The 17,038-nt window shown below is 65.8% G+C and carries 16 protein-coding genes; 4 read left to right on the top strand and 12 right to left on the bottom strand.

Annotated elements, in window-relative coordinates:
• Positions 1-233: 233 nt before the first annotated feature.
• Positions 234-1,070 (bottom strand): methylenetetrahydrofolate reductase, encoded by an 837-nt coding sequence (locus ACP99_RS08060; RefSeq protein WP_049986096.1) that lies wholly within the window; start codon positions 1,068-1,070, stop codon positions 234-236.
• A gap of 74 nt (positions 1,071-1,144) precedes the next feature.
• Entirely contained in the window at positions 1,145-2,491 is a 1,347-nt protein-coding gene (locus tag ACP99_RS08055; protein WP_049986095.1) for an aminomethyltransferase family protein, read from the bottom strand.
• A 167-nt stretch (positions 2,492-2,658) separates the two neighbouring features.
• Between ACP99_RS08055 and ACP99_RS08050 the strand changes: the two genes are divergently transcribed.
• Positions 2,659-3,054: an acyl-CoA thioesterase gene (locus ACP99_RS08050; RefSeq protein ID WP_049986194.1), complete on the top strand. Its 396-nt coding sequence runs from the start codon at positions 2,659-2,661 to the stop codon at positions 3,052-3,054.
• A gap of 75 nt (positions 3,055-3,129) precedes the next feature.
• On the opposite strand, the gene ACP99_RS08045 is transcribed toward ACP99_RS08050, so the two are convergent.
• From ACP99_RS08045 to ACP99_RS08005, 9 genes are all read right to left on the bottom strand, one after another.
• A complete protein-coding gene (locus ACP99_RS08045; RefSeq protein WP_049986094.1) occupies positions 3,130-3,891 on the bottom strand; it encodes an IclR family transcriptional regulator in 762 nt (253 codons plus the stop codon).
• 771 nt (positions 3,892-4,662) lie between these two features.
• Positions 4,663-5,622: an NAD(P)-dependent oxidoreductase gene (locus ACP99_RS08040; protein WP_049986093.1), complete on the bottom strand. Its 960-nt coding sequence runs from the start codon at positions 5,620-5,622 to the stop codon at positions 4,663-4,665.
• A 123-nt stretch (positions 5,623-5,745) separates the two neighbouring features.
• Positions 5,746-7,068, bottom strand: coding sequence for an aminomethyltransferase family protein (locus ACP99_RS08035; protein ID WP_049986092.1), 1,323 nt, complete (start codon positions 7,066-7,068; stop codon positions 5,746-5,748).
• 162 nt (positions 7,069-7,230) lie between these two features.
• Positions 7,231-8,784 (bottom strand): class I adenylate-forming enzyme family protein, encoded by a 1,554-nt coding sequence (locus ACP99_RS08030; RefSeq protein WP_049986091.1) that lies wholly within the window; start codon positions 8,782-8,784, stop codon positions 7,231-7,233.
• A 274-nt stretch (positions 8,785-9,058) separates the two neighbouring features.
• Positions 9,059-10,135, bottom strand: a complete 1,077-nt coding sequence (locus ACP99_RS08025; RefSeq protein ID WP_049986090.1) for an ABC transporter ATP-binding protein — start codon at positions 10,133-10,135, stop codon at positions 9,059-9,061.
• Positions 10,132-10,944 carry a molybdate ABC transporter permease subunit gene (locus ACP99_RS08020; RefSeq protein WP_049986089.1) on the bottom strand — a complete coding sequence of 271 codons (813 nt, stop codon included), beginning with the start codon at positions 10,942-10,944 and terminating at the stop codon, positions 10,132-10,134. Before ACP99_RS08020 ends, ACP99_RS08025 begins: the two co-directional genes overlap by 4 nt.
• Positions 10,919-11,839 carry an extracellular solute-binding protein gene (locus ACP99_RS08015; protein ID WP_049986088.1) on the bottom strand — a complete coding sequence of 307 codons (921 nt, stop codon included), beginning with the start codon at positions 11,837-11,839 and terminating at the stop codon, positions 10,919-10,921. The genes ACP99_RS08020 and ACP99_RS08015 overlap by 26 nt, the downstream gene beginning before the upstream one ends.
• 92 nt (positions 11,840-11,931) lie before the next feature.
• Positions 11,932-12,540, bottom strand: a complete 609-nt coding sequence (locus ACP99_RS08010) for an ArsR/SmtB family transcription factor (RefSeq protein WP_049986087.1) — start codon at positions 12,538-12,540, stop codon at positions 11,932-11,934.
• 117 nt (positions 12,541-12,657) lie between these two features.
• A complete protein-coding gene (locus ACP99_RS08005; protein WP_049986086.1) occupies positions 12,658-14,049 on the bottom strand; it encodes a S8 family serine peptidase in 1,392 nt (463 codons plus the stop codon).
• A gap of 104 nt (positions 14,050-14,153) precedes the next feature.
• Here ACP99_RS08005 and ACP99_RS19895 point away from each other — a divergent pair, with 104 nt between their 5' ends.
• Entirely contained in the window at positions 14,154-14,324 is a 171-nt protein-coding gene (locus ACP99_RS19895) for a hypothetical protein (RefSeq protein ID WP_156105630.1), read from the top strand.
• Positions 14,321-15,346, top strand: a complete 1,026-nt coding sequence (locus tag ACP99_RS08000; RefSeq protein ID WP_049986085.1) for a BGTF surface domain-containing protein — start codon at positions 14,321-14,323, stop codon at positions 15,344-15,346. Before ACP99_RS19895 ends, ACP99_RS08000 begins: the two co-directional genes overlap by 4 nt.
• A gap of 45 nt (positions 15,347-15,391) precedes the next feature.
• Here ACP99_RS08000 and ACP99_RS07995 read toward each other — a convergent pair whose 3' ends face one another.
• Positions 15,392-15,973, bottom strand: coding sequence for a DUF1684 domain-containing protein (locus ACP99_RS07995; protein WP_049986084.1), 582 nt, complete (start codon positions 15,971-15,973; stop codon positions 15,392-15,394).
• Between the two features lie 190 nt (positions 15,974-16,163).
• On the opposite strand from ACP99_RS07995, the gene epsC reads away from it, so the two are divergent.
• A complete protein-coding gene (epsC, locus tag ACP99_RS07990; RefSeq protein ID WP_049986083.1) occupies positions 16,164-17,036 on the top strand; it encodes a serine O-acetyltransferase EpsC in 873 nt (290 codons plus the stop codon).
• The last annotated feature ends 2 nt before the right edge of the window (positions 17,037-17,038 follow it).

Here is a 17,038-nt window from a genome sequence, read left to right as displayed (position 1 = left end):
TGGCGAAACGGTTCGACGTCAAATCCCGCGAAATGCGGGGTGTGAGAGGCGTTTGTGGCCATTTCTGTGCTCTTGTCCGAGTGTTACCGTCTATCAATATAATCCTTTTGTCTCCCTCGGAGGAGACAGCGCGCAGCGTCGGACTCGAGAGCCCAGAGAGCGCGGCGATGCCGCTTTCGCGACTCCAGTGAGCCGTAGGATACCGAGAGAGACCCTGGCGCGACGCCCGGATTTCAGAGTCGTCCCGTCCGCCACTCCTCGGTGTCGGGGACCTGATTGAACGTGTAGATGTGGAGCCCGCGGATCCCGTACTCCTCCGCGTGGGGGGCGAGCCCGTCGACGAGGTCGTCGGGGCGGTAGCGACCGCGGGAGCCGATGAACTGCTTGACGAAGCCGACGATCCCGGTGGTCTTCTTCAGGAACCGAACCGAGTCGCCGACGCCGACCTTCTGGGAGATGCTCAGCAGCTTCTCGTACTTCATCACGCCGGGGATGCCGACCTCGATGGGGAGGTCGACGCCGCGGTCCCGAACCGTGTCGATCCACTCGAGGATCGTCTCGGGGTCGTAACACAGCTGGGTGGCGATGTAGGTCGCGTAGGGGGCCTTCTTTTCCATCGCCGACGCGAGCGTCTCGTCGTCGATGAAGTCGTGGCCCTCGGGGTAGCCCGTGATCCCGACCTCCTCGAACTCGTACTCCGACTCGTCGAGAGCGACGAGCATGTCGTAGGCGGATTCGAACTCGCCGATCGGCTCCTCGCGGTCGCCGCCGGGCACGAAGATGTCCTCGATGCCGACTGCCTTCAGGCGCTCGCAGATCTCCGCGAGGTGCTCGGGGCCGCGGACGTACCGCGCCGACACGTGCGGGACCACCTCGAACCCTCGTTCGGCCGCCCGCTCGGTGGCGGCGATCGTCGCCTCCAGTTCCAACTGGGGCGAGGCGGTGATCGTGATCGTCGCCCCGTCCGGGAGGTGTTCGATCTCGTCGTCGAAACTGTCGAACGGCATCAACTCGAACCGCGGCGACGCGAGAAGTCCGGACGCTGTGGACGCGTACTGACTGGTCGTCATTGGGCGTACTCGCGCGTCGAAATTGATAAAGGTTGTCTTGCACTCGCGGCGAACGGCCTGCGATCCAGCGGCGATCAGCGGTTGTCCGTCGTGTACGGAACGGGCGCGACCGTCGTCGAGATCGACGTCTCCGTGTGGCGTTCGACCGCCGGGTTGCGCCGGGTCGCGGGCTCTCCCCACCGAAGCGTGAGTTCGGTTCCGGGGTCGGCGTAGTCGGTGTCGACGACGGCCAGCGAGAGCATCGCGCGTTCGTTGTACGTGTAGGCGGGCCACATCGACATCCCGACGGTCTCCCCGCCGGCGAGGACCGCGTCGTGATGCGACGCCGACCGCCACGGCACGGGGAGGTCGAGGAACTTCCCGGGATTCCCCTCATCGACGAGCGACGCGAAGACGCCGACGACGTCCTCGTCGTCCCATTCGAGCGTCACCAGCGTGCGCACGGGGTCGGCCGCCTCCGCCTCCAGCGCCGCCTTGCCGACGAAGTCGTGATCGAAATCGATCAGCCGTCCGTAGCCGAGTTCGATCGGCGTCACGTAGTAGTCGGTGACGTCCTCGGAGTCGAAACTCCCCGCGATCGAGTAGTGCGCCTCGAGGCTGTGGGCGCTGAGCCACTCGCGGTACTCCGCCATCGACGCGCTCTCGTAGACGGCCGGCAGCGGCATTCCGACCCATCCGGAGACGACCGACGAACTGCCGTAGCTCTTCGCGCCGAGTTGCCGGATCCCGCGGTCGGAGCCGGCTTCGAGGATTGCTGACTTTATGTCCTCGGCGTCCTCCCACGGGCCCCAGAACTCGAACCCGGCCTCGCCGGACATCCCGTGTCGGAGCAGCGTGACGTCGCGGCCGTCTATCGTCACGTCGTCGAAGTGGAAGAAGTCGAGGTCCGGGAGCGGTCCGTCGGTGACCTCGGCCATCACTGCGACCGCCTCGGGGCCTTGCAACTGATACCGGTAGTTCTCCGGCGGGCCCTCGCGGATCCCGGAGGTCTCGTCACGTCGCGTCCGCACGTCGTACTCGCCCGTTTCGACGTGGAACTGGATCCAGTTCGGCCCCTGCGGCGGCCCGACGAAGACGAACGAGTTCCGATCGAGATACAGAAGGATACCGTCGCCGATGAAGTACCCGTCGGGGTTCGCGAGGACCAACTGCTTCGCCGCGCCCGGTTCGTAGTCCCGAAAGCCGTTGACCGCGAGGTCCGAGAACAGTTCGAGGGCGTCGGGCCCCTCGACCCAGTAGTCGACCATGTGATGGGACTGATCGGCGAAGGAGACCGTCTCGGCCCACGCCCGCTGCTCTTCGATCCAGTGAGTGTGCTCGTCGGGGACGTTCGGAAAGCCGAACCACCCGCCGCGGCTTCGCAGCAGGTCGACGACGGACTCGGACGACTGCACGACGTCTTCGAGGCTCGATTCTGGCATTGCTGTACGTACAGGCGTTCCAGAGGGACCATAACTGTTGCCCAGGGGAGCGCGCGTCTGCGCTCAGGGACGAAGAACCAGACGTGGCCTCCGTCGAGCGATCGACGTGGAGGGAGTACCGCACGGTCAGAGGAAGTTACTTATGTGGGGAAGAGAAACGCGAGACGATGTTCGAATACGAGTGGAAGTGCGCTTGGGGAGACGCAGATCCCCACGGTATCGCGTACTATCCGAACCTCATCGACGCGATGCACCGCGCGGGCGAGGAGTTCATGGACGACCGCGGCGTGGCTTACTGGGACATCCCGGAGGAGTACGGCGTTCACATGCCGATCGTCTCGATGGACACCGACTTCAAGCGGCCGGTCGAGGCTGGCGACGTCGTCACGATCACCGTCGAACCCGATGTCGGCGGCAAGAGTCTCGCGATGAAACTCACGGCCACCGACGAAGACGGGAACGAGCTTTTCAGCGGCGACGAACAGCACGTCTGCGTCTCGAAACCCGACAACAAGCCCGTCGAGGTCCCCGACGAGATTCGAGCGGCGCTGGAAGACGAGTAGACTCAGATACGGTCAGCGTCGACGCCAACCAACGAGCGGCGGACGTCGACACCGACTGCGGGGAGACGAACGCGGTCAGTTCCCGTACTGGTAGTTGATGGTGACTTTGTTCGTCATCTCTTGGAGCTTCTGAAGGATCTCCTTCTGATAGGACGGGTCGCGGATCCGTCCGGTCGGAACGACGATCCCGAACGAGCCGAGCACCCGGTCCTCGATCATGATCGGGACTGCCGCCATCCCCATCCCCACGACCTGTTCGTCCCAGTCGACGGCGTAGCCGTTCTCTCGGATCTCTTCGAGTTCCCGTTCGAGCACGTCCCAGTCGGTGATCGTCTGGTCGGTCCGCTGTTCGAGGCCGTGTTTGTCGACGATCTCGTCGACGCGGTCGTCGGGCAGGTGCGCCAGAATGGCCTTCCCGGTCGCGACCGTGTGCAGCGGCGTCGCCGCGCCGGAGTACGTGCCGAGGCTCAGCGCCTGGCGTCCCTCCTCCTGGTGATAGACGACGGCCCGTCCGTCGTTTTCGATCGTGAGCCCGACCAGTTCGTCCGTCTCGGCGACGACACGCTTCATCTCCGGTTTGGCGACCTGGTAGAGCCGGTTGCGGTATTTCATCTTCCCGCCGATCGTCAGGAAGTACGAGCTCAGACGGTACTCGCCGTTCTCTCTGGTGACGTACCGGGTCTCGCTCAGCGACCGGAGGTAGTCGTAGACGGTCGAATCCGGCAGGTCGAGTCGCTCTGCGACCTCAGACGGCCCCGCGCCGTCGAGCTCCCAGAGGAGATCGACGATCTCGAACGCCCGCGCGACGGTGGTCAGAGAGGTCCGATCGTTGGGCATACGTTACATATAGAGTACGCGTTGTTGAAGATTCCGATTTGTTCGGATTCGAAGCGCACTCGAACCGGCGGCATCCGCACGACCGGCGGACGTGCCGTCCGCGAGGCCGAACGTTGTCACCGCGGCATCGGAATTCCGTCTCGGTGGAAAAGTAGAGCGCGGGGAGCGGCTAGTCGGACCAGGGGAGGAAGTCGAACCGGCATCGATCACACAAAAGTGGTCACACAGCGAACCGTGTTCCGGAAGCGTCCGTGGATTACGTTGTCCGCGGAGTCCTGACGGCCTGAAAGCGAATTTCGGGGATATCGGACACAGAAATTAATTACACAAATGGTCGAAGAAATCCCAAATTGGTGTAGAAAATCAGGATATAATAATCACTGCTAAGAGAACAGAGGAAAATACAGTCGCGAAGAGGTGATCGTCACCTACGTGAAATCGGGATCTGTCGGTGTATGGCTGGGACACGCGTGCCAATCAGACACAATCTCACAGGAAACGACCAGAAAATAACAGGGGTACGACTGTTATAAAAACTACCACCGCCCTGCTGACCCCGAGCCGGATCGAGATAGTTGAGGAAGCGGCCGAAAAAAGACTGAGTCACGAGTATATCGGATTGGTCCGTTTCCAGATAGTACAGCACTTCGGAACGAATCGAGGGACAGTGGATACGCCGTTCAGGGAGAGAACCCACCAAACAGTCGTCATCGGAGGCGATGAGAACCGTGCGGCCGCAGAGATGGCGAACCGATCGACGTGCCCGGGCCGTCAGTTGCCGCGGACGGGGACGTACCGATCGAGGACGGAGTGACCGGCGTGAAGTCGGGTCACGTTCTCCGCCAACTGATCGATGTTGCCGCGGCGACACGTCGTCGTCATCGCCGCGACGTGCGGCGTCGTCACGACGTTCTCGAAGGACCGGAGCGGAGAGTCCGGCGAGAGCGGTTCGTCCGCGAACACGTCGAGTCCGGCGGCGGCGATTTCGTCGGCCTCCAGCGCCTCGACCAGCGCGTCTCCGTCGACGACGGGGCCGCGGGAGACGTTGACGAGGATCGCGGACGGTTTCATCCGCGCCAGTTCCGTAGCCCCGACGAGATGTCGCGTCTCGTCGGTGAGTTCCGGAGCGAGAATCACGACGTCGCTCCGTTCGAGGACGTCGCCGAGCGACCGCATCTCTGCGTCGGCCAACTCCGCGTCGATACTGGGGACGTAGGGATCGGTGACGAGGAGTTCGACGTCGAACCCCGAGAGGAGTTTGCCGACGCGCTTGCCGACGTTACCGAAACCGACGACGCCGACGGTCGAGCCGGAAATCTGCGTTCCCAGCGGGTACTCGTCGCGCCACTTGCCCGCAGCGAGGAGGTCGTCCGCCGTCCGAAGCCGTCGAGCGCACGCGAGCGTGAGCGTCAGCGCGTGCTCGGCGACCGAGAGGGCGTTGTGGCCGGGCGTGTGCGTGACGGTGACGCCGTTGTCGCGGGCGGCGTCGAGGTCGACGGAGTCGATTCCGGTGCCCAGTTTCCCGACGAGTTCGAGGTTCTCCGCGGCGTCGAACACCCGGCGAGTGAGCGGGATCCGCGAGGTGACGAGGAGGACCTCGTAGTCGGCGACGACGTCGAGAAGCGCGTCCTCGTCGCCGTCGACGCCGACGGTCGGCTCCCACTCCTCGGGGAGCGAATCGAGCAGTCGGTCGGTGGGCGTGATGTCCTGATCGATCAGTACGCGGGTCATAGTCGCCACGAGGCGCTTCCGGTACTTTGCAGTTGCCACCCGCGGCGCTCGGAATCGAGGGAAAGAGAAAGATCCGCACCGGGCTTCAGGCTCGTGCGGTGGATTGGTCAGTCTGCGGTCGCCTTATCGGCTGTCTTCGGTGTACGGCGCGGGCGCGACGGTCGCGGTGATCTCCGCCATCTCGTGGCGTTCGACGCGGTCGTTGTCGTTGTCCTCGGGCTCGCCCCAGAGGACAGTGACTTCGGTTCCGGGCTCGGCGTACTCGCTGTCGACGACGCCCAGCGAGAGGAACTCGCGCTGGTTGTAGATGTAGGACTTGTCCGTCGAGAAGCCGACGCGCTCGCCGGACTCGTCGAGGACCTGGTCGTAGTGACACGCCGAGGCGCGCGGGTGCGGGAAGCGCATGAACTTCTTGGTCGGTCCCTCGCTGAACAGCGACGCGAAGACGTCGATGACGTCGTCGTCGTCCCAGACGAGCGTGACCTTCTTGCGGTCGGGGTCGCCCGCCTCGGCCTCGAGGGCCTCGCTGCCGCAGAAGTCGTGGTCGAAGTTGATGATGTGGCCGTAGCCGAGTTCGGTGGGCGTGAAGTAGTAGTCCGTGATGTCGTCGGACTCGAAGCTGCCGCCGATCGAGAGCAGGCCGTCGCCCACGTCGAGCCATTCGAGGTAGTCCTCCATTCCCTCGTCCCAGATGGCGGGGACGACGATCGGGATCCAGCCGAGGATCGCGTTCGGCGTCTGGTAGCTCTCCGCGCCGAGGTGCCGGATGTCGTACTCCTCGCCGGCGGACATGAAGATCTCCTTGATCTCCTCGCCCTCTCCGTAGGGACCCCAGAACTCGTATCCGGCCTCTCCGGCCATTCCGTGGCGGAGGATGTTGACGTCGTGGCCCTGGATCGAGATGGTGGTGTGGTTGAAGAAGCCGAGGTCCGGGAGCGGCTCGTCGGCGACCTCCTCCATCAGGTCGTAGGCGTTGGGGCCCTGGACCTGGTAGCGGTAGTAGGTCGGGTCCTCGTCCATCGTGACCGGACGGGGCTGCATCTCGGCCTCGACGTCGTAATCGCCCGTCTCCGCCTGGTACTGGAGCCAGTTGTGGGCGGCCGCGCCGCCGACGCTCAGGAACTTGTCCTCCTCGAGGTGGAACCAGATGGCGTCGCCGATGAACTTGCCGTTGGGGTTGGCGACGACGAGCTGCTTCGCTTTGCCGGGCTCGGTGTTCTCGAAGCTGTTGACGGCGTAGTCACGGTACAGGTCGAGCGCGTCGGGACCCTCGACGTAGTGATCCGTCATGTGGTACGACTGGTCGGCGAGCGCGACGGATTCGCGCCACGAGCGCTGCTCTTCGATCCAGTTGGTGATTTCGTCCGGAACCTTGGTGAACTTCGCGATACCGAGGTCGCGCATTAGTTCGACGGGACCGCCCGCCTTCTCGGAGGCCTGTGCCATACTGTCTCTGAAAGACCACGATCGTTCGCTCATAGTAGTAGTCCACGTTATGGGAACAGCGTATCCTACTTAAGATTTAGGTAAAATGCGCGTCCGATATAAAAAGAGCGTCGCGGAGAGCGAAGAAGCAGCCGGAGGAGAGAATCTAATATATAACTTCTTCTACTCGCCCTTGGCACTCAGTCGATCGAGTTTCCCCGTCGAGGTCCGCGGCAGCGACTCGTCGACGAAGTGGTACTCCCTGGGGCGCTCCATCCGTGCGAGTTCGTCGCTGTCGAGACACCACTGGTCCAGTTCCTCGGCGGTGAGGTCGGGATCGGCGGGGTAGACGTATGCGACGACCTTCTCGCCGTACTCGTCGTCCTCGACGCCGACGACGGCGGACTCGTTGACGTCGGGGTGGGCGTTGAGTCGCTCCTCGACCGGCGAGGGGTACACCTTGATCCCCTTCGAGAGGATCATCAGATCGGTCCGCCCTTCGAGGTAGATGAACCCCTCCTCGTCTTTGTACCCGAGGTCGCCGGAGTACCACCAGCCGTCCTCGAAGACCTCCTCGGTCTTCTCCGTTCGCTCCCACGCCCAGACCGGGCAGTCCGGCGCTTTGACCGCGATCTCCCCGACCTCGCCGGTCGGTTTGACGTCGCGGTAGGTCCCGTCCTCGTCGACGATGCGGATCTGTACCCCCGGCACCGGTTTGCCGACGCTCTCCACGCGGCTCTCGTCGAGTTCGGCGTTCTCCATCACCGTCGCGTACGCCTCCGTCGCGGCGTAGGAGTTCTTCACCACGTCGCAGACGTCCTCGCGCAGGCGTCGGAGCGTCGTCGCGTTCAGCACCTCGCCGGCGGACATAATCGCGCCGAGCGAGCTCAGGTCGTAGTCGCCGAGGGAGTCGAGGTTGAGGATCTCGCGCCACATCGTCGGGACGAGGAGCGCGCTCGTGAGGTCGTGTTCGTCGATCATTTCGACGTAGTCCTCGGGGTCCCACGAACTGAGGAAGTACGTCGTCGCCCCGGAGACCAACGCGGGGAGCGTCGCGGAGTACCACGCGGCGAACGACGGCGTGAACACGTGCGGCTGCCGGGCCGACCGGTGGAGTTCGTACACGGAGACGAGGGCGTTCGCCCGGAAGTAGAGCCCGCGGTTGGTGTGACACCAGCCCTTCGGTTCGCCCGTCGTCCCGGAGGTCCACATCACGACGGCGACGTCTTCCTCGCGCACGCGGACGTCCGGTTCGGTCTTGGACTGACCGTCGAGGAACGACTCGTAGGACGCCTCGTAGTCGGTCTGTGCCTCGCCGACGTTGACGACGGCGTCGAGGTCGGTGTCGATCTTGTCGCGGATTCGCTCCTCGAAGAACTCGGAGGTGTCCTCGTCGACGACGAGCACCCGCGGGCGAAACGAGTCGATACACGTCTTGAGCGTGTTCGGCGACGCGCGCACGTGAAGGTTCGAGACGGTACAACCGGTCTTCAACCCGCCGTTCCAGAGGACGGTGTGTTCGAGGGAGTTCTCACAGAGCAGCGCGATGCGGTCACCCTGTCCGACGTACTGTTTGAACGCGTTGGCGGCCTGATTGCTCCGCTCGTCGAACTCCGCCCACGTCATCGTCTTTCCGCCCACACCGTTACCGAACGCGACCTTGTCGGGGTTGTTCTCCGCGGCGATCCGAGAGAGATCCTTCACCGGGGGCACCTCGACTGTCGACGTGTGATGCATAGTAGCGCAGAAGTAACGACCTGACTTATAATTTGAGATAGACGGCTGACGAAACCGATTCGAGGGGCCCCGGTCGGACGCTACGTCTGTCCTGTTCATCGACAGTGATCGTGGAGCTCACAAACATAATCGGGTAAATATAAATTTTCTAGTATATAAATATAATAAGTAGTTCTAGTAAAAGTTGGTATTCCTGGATCTTCTAAGTAATTTTGAGAGATTTCGGATTAGTAACTATTCCAACATTAAATAATAAAGATAATATATTCGATATTTATCGGGAGTCGGACTGCTCGAGGACGTGGATCGAATCCGTCGGTATCGCGACGACGGTTTCGTCCCCCCGGGCGGGGTCCAGTCGATCGAACGCGATTCGCGACATCGTCGCGGTCAGATCGAGGCTCTCGTTCACGCGCGCGAACACGCGATAGGAGTCGTTCTCGTGGAGCCACCGCTCGATCGTCACCGGTACGCGATAGGCGGCGTCCTCGAAATCGCTATCGGCCGGGAACCGGATCCGAGAGGGGTGAACGCAGACGGTTACAGCGGACACACCGGGGGTGGCTTCGAGCCCTGCTGCCGGTTCCGATCGGTCGTTCGGACCGCGGAGGAGCGTCCCGCCGATTCGGGGTCCGCGACCGTTCCTGTCGTCGAACCGGACCTCGAAGACGTTCTCGTTGCCGGTGAACTCCGCGACGAACCGGGACGCGGGGCGTTCGAGGACGGTCGTCGGCGCGTCCACCTGTTCGATCCGTCCGTCGTTGAGAATCGCGATCCGGTCGGCCAGCGCCGTGGCGGTTCGCTGATCGTGTGTCACGTAGATGACCGGGACGGCGAGCGTGTCGAAGAGCCGGTCGAGGTCGCCGCGGAGCCGTCGGCTGATCGGCTCGTCGAGGCTCGACAGAGGCTCGTCGAGCAAGAGGACGTCGGGCTCCGACGCGAGGGTGCGGGCCAGCGCGACGCGCTGGCGTTCTCCCCCCGAGAGACTCGCGGGCCGCCGATCGAGGACGTCGTCGATGGACAGAATTTCGGTCAGTTCTCCGACGTATTCGGGGTCTTCGGCGGCGTACTCGACGTTCTCTCGGGCGGTGAGGTGCGGGAAGAGCGCCCCGTCTTGGAACACGAGGCCGACGCGTCGCTCCTCCGGCGGTCGACCGTTCATCGATCGGCCGTCGACCGCGACCGTCCCGTCGTCCGGTTCGGAGATACCGGCCAGAAGCGAGAGCAGCGTCGACTTCCCGCTGCCGGAGGGGCCGAGGACGCAGAATACCTCGTCGGCGATCGAGAGGTCGAGCGGCCCCAACGCGAACTCGCCGCGGGCTTTCGCGAGCCCCGAGAGCGTCAGCGTCATCGGGCCAGCGGATTCCTCCCGAGCGTCGTGAGCAGTACGAGCGCGGCGATCGCGACGCCGACGAGGATGACGGCGATCGGGAACGCCTGCTCCAGTCCCAGCGTGGTGAAGGACACCCAGATCTGCACCGGCATCGTCCGCGGGTAGTACGCGAGCATAATCGTCGCGCCGAACTCCCCGATCGACCGAGCGAACGCCAGCGTGATCCCGGCGAGGATCCCCGGCCACGCCAGCGGGAGCGTGACGCGGCGGAGCGTCGTCAGCCGGTTCTTCCCGAGCGTCCGCGAGGCGTACTCCAGGTTGCGGTCGACGCCCTCGAAGGCCGCCTTCGCCGTGACGACGACGAACGGCGACGCGACGAACGTCTGCGCCAGCACGACCCCGATCAGCGAGCGGGTCAGCGGGACGCCGTTTGCGGCGGCGGCCTCTCCGACGAGCGTCCCCGGTCCGACGAGCGTGAGAAGCACCATCCCGCTGACGATCGGCGGGAGCACCAGCGGCAGTACGACGACCGCCGTGACGAGGGTCTCGGCGCGCCCCTCCGCGGCCGCGAGCCAGTAGGCCAGCGGGAGTCCGAACACCGACGCGACGACGACGCTCGCGGTCGCCGTCGCGAGCGAGGTCGACGCCGCGGCGACCACGTCTGGCTCGCCCAGTCGGCGGAGGACGACTCCCGGCGGTTGGCTGAGGAGCAGCGAGGCGAGCGGGACGAGGTAGTAGCAGAGCAACACGCCGCCGAGAAGCAGCGTGACGGTGAGCCAGTCGACCCGGTCGACGACCGCGTCAGCGCGTGATTTCGTCGGGAACATTGCCTGAGAACGTCGGGTACTCGTCCGGCACGGAGAAGCCGAACTCGCGGAGGTACGCTCCGCGAACGTGTTCGTCGAAGACGTCGAGAACCGCCTCGGTTCGGTTCCGTGCCGTCGAGGCGTAGCTGATCGGACCGCCGCGGACGACTTTGCCGCTCGGGAGTTCGTACCTCGCGGCCGCGTAGTCGTCGGCGTGCGCCGGATCGCTCAGATCGATCGCCGCCGGGAGTTCGACGAACGCGTAGTCGCGCTCGACGGCCATATTGCGGTAGGTTATCGCCGCGTCGACGCTCCCGGTCTCGAACTGGCTGACGAGTTGCGTCTCCGGAAAGAGCTGTTCGCGGGTCGGGATCGCGGTTCGGAGGTCGGAGTCGGTCCCGTAGTACTCGCTGGCGAGTTCGAAGACGAACAGCGTCCGATACCCCAACGGATCGAGGTCCGGATCCGTTCGCCCGAGCGAGACCGAGTCGTCGAGGAGCGGACGGTACCACTCGTCGGGTCCGGCGGCCGCGATGCGCTGGCCGCCCTCGCTCTCGGGGTCGTAGGCGACGACGACGGAGTTGGTCGCGAACTCCGCGAACCACGGCGGGTGGGTCGGCCCGTCGAAGAGGGCCGTGTCGGCGACGGAGACGACGTCCGGGTCCTTCTGCCCGTCGGCGACCATCCGCGCGACGCGGGCGGAGCCGTGTGCTTCGACCTGCAGTGGGGTATCGAGATCTGACCGGAGCCCGTTCTCCAGCGCGTTGTTCAGACTTCCGGCGGCGAGAATCGAAACCGGGTCCGGTTGTCTGCCGGCGGATCCCACGGCGCCCGAGCAGCCGCTGAGCCCGCTCAGTCCGGCTATCGCCCCACAGAGGAGGTCACGCCGACGGATCGACAGACGATCACCGCCCATAGGTCAAAGTGATGTGGTTTCCTAATAAGCGTATCTCAAGTGAAAACGGTTTACACCGGCAGCGCCCGGCCGGCGTCGAACGGATCACTCCGCTACCGGCGACGGCGGGCTACGGCCACGGCGACGAAGACCGCGAGGCCGCCGACGAAGAAGAGCAGTCCGGGTTCGGTCAGCAGCAACACGCCGCGGACGAGCACGTTGCCGTCGTCGAGCGCGAGGCTCGCGGGCTCGAAGAGCGACGTCGCGGCGCTCCCGAGAACGCGCTCGGCGGCGATCTGAACGGCCAGACTGCTCAAGGCGAGCACGGCGACGCCGGTCACCCAGTCGGCGAGCGACGTTCTGAGCGTCTCCCGCTGTGCGGTCGACGAGGAGCCGACGAGCACGATCGGATCGGCCGCGGGCGCGTAGACGGTCATCTCGTTGCCCTTCTCGGAGAGTCGCGTCCCGACTGACTCGACGACCTCGGCCGCGCGGAGTTTCGAGAGGTGGTAGTGGACGTTCTGTACCGAGGTGTCGAGTTCGCGGGCCAGCTCGGACGGCGGCATCGGCTCCTGGTGCAGCGCGTGCACCAGTTCTCTCGCCGTCTCGGATCCCAGCGCCTCGACCAGTTCCCCGGCCTCGTCGTCGACGACGTCGACGACCGCCGGATCGGCGTCCGGCGACCGCGTCCAGTTCCCGAGCCGGGCGATCGGTGAGGACATCCCTACCCCGCGCTACGGAGACGGGGCTTATCAACGTGGGTGTAGCTTAAGCGCCTCTTTGATCGCCGGACGGAGGTGAACAGCCGACCTCGAAGGACGAGAGAAACCGCCGCGACCTCACCGGGACCGAGCCCGCTGAACGGCTGCGACGACGTCCAATCGCCCGGAACCGGCGGCCAAGTCCCGACCAGTGGGGCCGACGTCGCCCGCGGAGGCCCGGAGGATCCCCACGACATCCGACGGAGTGAGGTCGGGAACGGCGTCGAGGACGAGCGCGACCGCGCCGGCCGCCCGCGCGGCCGCGGCCGACGTCCCGGGAGTTCCCCCGCCGACCCACGGAGACGGCGGTGCCACCACGTCGACGCCTACGGCACCCGAGGCCGTCGGTCCGCGGCCGCTGTGCGGGGAAACGCCCGCTTCGACCGACGGTTCCGTCGGATCAGAGCCGGACCCCGTCGCCGACGCGGACGTCGCGCGCTGAGCGTCGTCGGTGACGCCGACCGCGATGACTCCGGGGACGCTGGCGGGGACGGCGATGCTGCCGGCTGAGCGAGGCGAGGCCAGCAGGTGCGTGGGCGTCGTGATCTCCACGCGGCCGGCCAGTTCCCGCTCCGACTGATCCGTCGCGGAGGTGTCCGTCTCGCCGCGCGTCGCCGGTCGAACGACGAGCGCGTACGTCCCGTCCGAGAGGTCAGCGGCGAGTCGCTTCCCGGTGTCCGGCCCCGCGGGCGTCGACACCGACACGAGGTTCCAGCGCTCGCCGCCGTCGACGGCTCTGAGGAGCGCGAGCGTCAGTTCGACGTCGATCGAGGGCTCGACGGTGAGCCACGCCACGAACCGGCCTCTCGGCGACGACGAACCGACGCGATTCCCGACCCGGAGCCGCCTTCGCTCCCCCGACTCGTCCGCCGCGAGGGCCGCGTACGGTGCCTGCCAGTGACCGAGAGCCGCGTTGCCGGTGGGCGCGACGAAGGCACACCCGTCCTCGACCGCGCGTCGCGCCGCTCGAAAGACTGCCGATCGCCGCGTCGCCCGCGAGCCGTACGCGGCGACAGGCGTCAAGACGGCGTCGACACCGCGCGAACGCGCCCAATCGATCGCCTCGACGAACTCCCCGGTTCGCCGGAAGGACGCGAGCGAGAGGCGGGCGTCCGGGGCGAGACTGACGACCGAGGCGGCCGCCGCGGTGCCGTGGCTCGCGCCGTCGACGACGGCCCGCTCGGAGCCGAACTGGCGGACCTCCTCGACCGCGCCGCCGAGGGCCGCGTGCGTGGGATCGAACCCGGTCGGGTCCAACACGGCGACGCGGACCCCCTCGCCGGTGATCCCCAGCGAGTGGATCCGCTCGATGGAGTCCGCGTCCTCGCGCGACCGGTCGTCCGAGCCCACGGAGCCGAGAGCCGGAACCTCGCCCACCGAGAGCAGCGTGGCCGCCGCCGCGCTCCCGATCGCCAGCGCGCGGCGGCGACTGACGGTCAGTCCGCGCCCGGTTCGGGGGTCGTTCGTCACGTCGTCGCCACTCCGTGCCGTGGATTTTTCAGCGTGTCGGTCGATTGACTAACGGAACCGAGATAGCGTAAAACGCTATTGAAGCAATCGGGCGTTCTTACTGGATGCCCCGCCTTCGAGAAACCGATGCCCTCCGAATCACCATCGAGCACGGAAACGAGCGGAGTGAACTACCGATGAACGCAGAGAGTTCGACCGATGTCGGAGCCGTGGTCCGCAGCGGCGCTCGCGTCGTCCGCGGCGGGTCCGAAACCGAGCGAGGAGGCGCGGTATGACGAGTCGCTACCGAACGCTGGCGCTCACGTGGATCTTGGTGACGGCGGCGCTCGCGCCGGCGGCCTTCGCCGGATCAGTCGCCGCAGATCCGAGCGTGAGCGTCGACACCGACGGCGGCGTGGTGACGGTCGCGAACGGGACGTCCCAGGTCGTCCGCGGGACCGCGGACGCGCCGGTCGGGACCGAGATCGTGGTCCGCGTGCGCTCTGTTGGCGACACCGAACCGGTGTTCCTGAAGACGTCTACCGGCGTCGTGACGGAGAACGGGACGTGGGCGACGACGTTCGACTTCGATCGGCAGCGGGCGAACGACACGTTCGCCCTCACCGCCCGGTTCGAGAACGGCTCGGCCGAGACCGAGGTCGACGGCGAGGTCGTCGCCTGCGGCGAGGAGTGCGCGGAGACGCCGCCGAGCGGCACGCCCACGCCGATCCCCGAGCAGACGCGGACGGCGACGCCGACCGATGGGCCGTCGCCGCCGGTCGCCTTCGCCGAGAACATCTTCCTCGTCGACCGCGGCGGGGTCGCCGCGATTCCGATCTCGTTCTCGTCCGACAACGGTGGCGACGCGGACGAAGCGGTGGTCGTCATCGGAGACGAGAGCGATTCGAACTACGAACTGGAAGCGGTCGTGCGAGACGGCGACGACGACGGGCAGGCCGTCCTCTACGTCGACACCTCCTTGGCCGGCCGGAGCGACGAGACGCTCAGCACCTCCGGCGGCGACAGCGTCCGCGTCGTCTCGGAGACGTCGCTGGACTCGACGTTAGACGTCGCCGACTACGACGTCTCGCTGTACGCCGGGAGCGAGCGGGCCGGCGATCCCGTCGACGTCGGGAGCCTCGTGGTCCAGACGGAGACGACGCGGACGTCGACGGTGACCGCCGCGCCCGTGACGTCCGGCGAGACCAGCGGGGGAGTGAACGGGATCGGACTCGGACCGCTCGCCGTCGGCGGCGTCGTCAGCGGGGCGTTCATCGTCGGCGGAGCGCTCCTCGCGGCGTTGTTACTCAAGGGGTAACACCGGCGGACCACTGCCGGCGTGGACGCTCGCCGTCGACGTCGACTAGTGGTCCGCGTGGACGTCGACCGGGAAGTCACGTTCGCCCGCGCGGATCGGTACCTCGAGCCAGTTCGAGGCCGGAACGAGCGGACACTCGTAGGCGGGGTTGTACGCGCAGGTCGGGTTGTACGCGCGGTTGAGATCGAGGACCCAGCTTCCGTCCTCCCGGCGATCCTCCTCGGGTTCGAGGTCGACGTATCGACCGGCACCGTACGTCTCCTCGCCGCTGGTGGCGTCGCGGAACGGCACCCACAGGCGGTCGCTCCCGTCCGTCGGCTCGAAGGCGTCGAGCGTCACCTCGGTGCCGTCGACCTCGAATCGGAACTGCCCGACGCGGCGGTACGTCTGCTCGCCGTCCGCGGTGGTCTCGACGACCACCGTCTCGGGGTCGTCGTAGCGTTCGAGTTCCAGTTCGAATCGATACGCCGGGTCGACCTCGTAGTAGTCGAGGCCGGGGAAGTCATCGCCGCGTAACTCCGGGGGTATCGGCGAGCGCTGGTGTTCGCGGAAGAACCGCTCTTTCTGCTCGCGGTTTCGAGCGACGGCTGCCATCCAGTCGCTGTCGGTGTTTGAATCGGATGTCATAGGTGGAGTGTCTTGGCGAACCGTTGGGTACGGCGCTACATCAGTATTGTATTTATCGGGCAAAAGTACTTTCGTGGCCGGAAGCGTCCGGCGCACGACCGAAGGACGTCCAAGTCCGCTCGTCGCGGGCGGTGTGAGTGAAATCGGCTGCAAACGCTACTATAATACGCCACTAGTGAGTAGGCGGGGTATGGACTACCGGTACGCTGGGGACGCTCACGAACGGCTCTTCGACTCGTATCAGAACGACGCGGACCCGTTCCCGACCAGCGTGACGGCGTGTTTCCCGGACCGAGACCACCGCCGCGAGGAGATCGCGATCCTCCAGGAGTTGTTCTTCCCGACGTGCTGGAACGCGCCGGAACTCGTCCGCGACGAACTGGCCGTGCTTGACCGCCTCGACGACCTCGGCAGCCTGATCAAGGCGGGCATCTGCCCGTACACCGACAGCCGTCCCGACGAGACCGTCGGCGCGGTACTGGACAGCCTCCCGCGCGTTCGATCGCTGCTGAAGAAGGACGTCGAGGCCGCCTACAAGGGCGACCCGGCGGCGAAGACGTACATGGAGATCGTCCGCTCGTACCCCGGCTTCCTCGCGATCGCGATCCAGCGGTTCGCGCACGTCCTCTACGACTTCGGCGCGAGCGAGTACGCCAGAGAGCTCACCGAGTACGGCAAGACGCAGACCGGGATCGACATCCACCCGGGCGCGGAGATCGGCGAGCACTTCTTCATCGACCACGGGACCGGCGTCGTCATCGGCGAGACCGCGACCGTCGGCGAGTGGGTGCGGCTCTACCAGGACGTCACGCTCGGCGCGCTCCACTTCGAGGAGGAGGAGGGCGAAGAGCACGCGCTGAAGAAGGGGTACAAACGACACCCCGACATCGGCGACTCCGTCGTCATCGGGGCGGGGACGAAGGTGCTCGGCGCGGTGACGGTCGGCGACCACGTCAGCATCGGTGCGAACTCCTGGATCACCGAGGACATCCCGGACCACACGAAGGTGTTCATCAAGGACCACCCGACGCAGGAGCGAAAGCGCTACGAGAAAGAACAGTAGCC

The organism is Halobellus rufus (assembly GCF_000739575.1).
In the GTDB taxonomy this organism is placed as follows: Archaea; Halobacteriota; Halobacteria; order Halobacteriales; family Haloferacaceae; genus Haloquadratum; species Haloquadratum rufum.
This window is presented reverse-complemented; position numbering and strand designations above follow the sequence as displayed.

Bases quoted from the DNA above. Each gene is read 5' to 3' on its own strand.
- ACP99_RS08060 (WP_049986096.1), bottom strand. From the start codon at position 1,070: ATGACGACCAGTCAGTACGCGTCCACAGCGTCCGGACTTCTCGCGTCG.
- ACP99_RS08055 (WP_049986095.1), bottom strand. From the start codon at position 2,491: ATGCCAGAATCGAGCCTCGAAGACGTCGTGCAGTCGTCCGAGTCCGTC.
- ACP99_RS08050 (WP_049986194.1), top strand. From the start codon at position 2,659: ATGTTCGAATACGAGTGGAAGTGCGCTTGGGGAGACGCAGATCCCCAC.
- ACP99_RS08045 (WP_049986094.1), bottom strand. From the start codon at position 3,891: ATGCCCAACGATCGGACCTCTCTGACCACCGTCGCGCGGGCGTTCGAG.
- ACP99_RS08040 (WP_049986093.1), bottom strand. From the start codon at position 5,622: ATGACCCGCGTACTGATCGATCAGGACATCACGCCCACCGACCGACTG.
- ACP99_RS08035 (WP_049986092.1), bottom strand. From the start codon at position 7,068: ATGGCACAGGCCTCCGAGAAGGCGGGCGGTCCCGTCGAACTAATGCGC.
- ACP99_RS08030 (WP_049986091.1), bottom strand. From the start codon at position 8,784: ATGCATCACACGTCGACAGTCGAGGTGCCCCCGGTGAAGGATCTCTCT.
- ACP99_RS08025 (WP_049986090.1), bottom strand. From the start codon at position 10,135: ATGACGCTGACGCTCTCGGGGCTCGCGAAAGCCCGCGGCGAGTTCGCG.
- ACP99_RS08020 (WP_049986089.1), bottom strand. From the start codon at position 10,944: ATGTTCCCGACGAAATCACGCGCTGACGCGGTCGTCGACCGGGTCGAC.
- ACP99_RS08015 (WP_049986088.1), bottom strand. From the start codon at position 11,839: ATGGGCGGTGATCGTCTGTCGATCCGTCGGCGTGACCTCCTCTGTGGG.
- ACP99_RS08010 (WP_049986087.1), bottom strand. From the start codon at position 12,540: ATGTCCTCACCGATCGCCCGGCTCGGGAACTGGACGCGGTCGCCGGAC.
- ACP99_RS19895 (WP_156105630.1), top strand. From the start codon at position 14,154: ATGCCCCGCCTTCGAGAAACCGATGCCCTCCGAATCACCATCGAGCAC.
- ACP99_RS08000 (WP_049986085.1), top strand. From the start codon at position 14,321: ATGACGAGTCGCTACCGAACGCTGGCGCTCACGTGGATCTTGGTGACG.
- ACP99_RS07995 (WP_049986084.1), bottom strand. From the start codon at position 15,973: ATGACATCCGATTCAAACACCGACAGCGACTGGATGGCAGCCGTCGCT.
- epsC (WP_049986083.1), top strand. From the start codon at position 16,164: ATGGACTACCGGTACGCTGGGGACGCTCACGAACGGCTCTTCGACTCG.